Raw genomic sequence first — 1,734 nt, forward strand, 5'->3', positions numbered from 1 at the left:
TAAAGAAACAGAAAAACTCTGTAAGAAATGGCTTAAGGCTTATTGCTTATCAGCTCTTTTTTACAGGAGTTCCAGAGTACGCTGCTATAAATGAAACGGTAGAGGCAATAAAAAAACTTCTTGGTAAAAAAGTAGCTGGTTTTGTAAATGCTGTTTCTAAAAGGCTTTTAAATTTTGATTACAAAAAAGAAGTCTCTTCTATAAAAGATGAATTGGAAAGGATTTCTACTTTATATTCTTTTGAAACTTGGATGGTAAGAAGGTGGAAAACGTTTTATGGAAGTGAACTTGAAGAACTTCTCGAAAGTTTAAATAAAGTTGCTCCCCTTTTTTTAAGGGTTAACAGAATTAAAATTTCTCCAGAAAAGTTTTTTAATCTTCTTATCTCTTCTGGAATAGAGGCCAAGTTTCATCCTCTTTTTAAGGACTTAGTAAGAATAAAAGGTAGAGTTGTTATTGAAGATATTCCTGGTTATAAAGAGGGTTTTTTCTACATTCAGGATCCAGCTTCCTTTTTATCTGCTTATCTTTTAGAACCAAGAGAAGGAGAACTAATTCTTGATGTTGGAGCTGCACCAGGAGGAAAGACCACTGCAATATCGTCTTTAACTATGGATAGGGCAAGAGTTATTGCTGTTGATGTAAGTAGGGAGAGAATGGAGCTTCTGAAAAGAAATATAGAGAAACTTGGTATAAGAAACGTTGAACCAATCATTACTGATATCAGGAAAGATAGAAAATTTTTAGAAAAGTTTAGAAACTATTTTGACAAAATATTGATCGATGCTCCTTGTAGTGGGACTGGAGTTATAAGAAGACATCCAGAAGGTAAGTGGAATAAGTCTATATCTTTAATTAAACATAACCAAAGGATACAAAGAGACCTTTTACGTGTATGCTATGAACTTTTGAAACCTAACGGTATTCTTGTTTATAGTACCTGTTCGTTAGAAAGAGAAGAGGGAGAGGAGAACTTTGCATTCTCTCTTGAAATTGGTTTTAAGGAACTAATTCCTTATAATTTACCGAAAGAGTTAATTGAAAGAGTAGAACACAGTTATTTTAGAGTTTTTCCTCATAAAGATAATATGGACGGTTTCTTTTACTGTAAGCTTCAGAAGAAGGGGGATTAAAATGGCTGATATTGAAAGGTTAGAGTTAAACAGAGAAGTAATGTTGAGGCTAATAAAAGCTTTAATAGATGGAGAAGAGCTTGAAGTTATTGCGGACATAATCAGTATGGATCCGAACCTTTCAGCAAAACTTTTAAAGTTTATAAATTCTCCTTATTTTGGATTAAGAAAAGAGATTAAGTCAATAGTCCATGCAATTGCTTACTTGGGATATAAGAACCTTAAAGACTACATTTTTGTTCTTTTAACTACTTCCCTGTTGAAAAATAAAAGTAGAGATGAAATTAAAAAGTACCTTAAGTTTGCTTACTTATTAAGATTTGTTGCTGAAAAATCGTTGCCTGAGCACTCTGACGAAGCTTACATGGTTGGAATATTGGAACCAGTTAAGAAAGAGGTTGGAGAAAAGGCCATTAAGGAGATTTTAGAAAAAGCAGGAGTTTCCGACTACGTAGTAAATGGTTTGCTTGATGACAATAGTAAACTCGGACAACTTAAGTTGAAGGCTTTTAGACTTCTGGAAGTATGTGAAAAGTTTTCAGAAGTTGGAGCTGATCTTAATAGTTTTGAGGATCTATCAAAAGAGGACGTAATCGAAATC

General features: G+C 33.3%; 2 protein-coding genes. Both read left to right on the plus strand.

Annotated elements, in window-relative coordinates:
• Positions 1 to 1,133: 16S rRNA (cytosine(967)-C(5))-methyltransferase RsmB (gene rsmB, locus ABGX27_00340; GenBank protein MEO2067948.1), on the plus strand; the 1,133-nt coding region annotated here is incomplete at its 5' end.
• 1 nt (position 1,134) lies between these two features.
• On the plus strand, positions 1,135 to 1,734 hold a 600-nt coding region (locus ABGX27_00345; GenBank protein MEO2067949.1), incomplete at its 3' end, for an HDOD domain-containing protein.

It is taken from the genome of Desulfurobacteriaceae bacterium, from assembly GCA_039832905.1.
In the GTDB taxonomy this organism is placed as follows: domain Bacteria; phylum Aquificota; class Aquificia; order Desulfurobacteriales; family Desulfurobacteriaceae; genus Desulfurobacterium.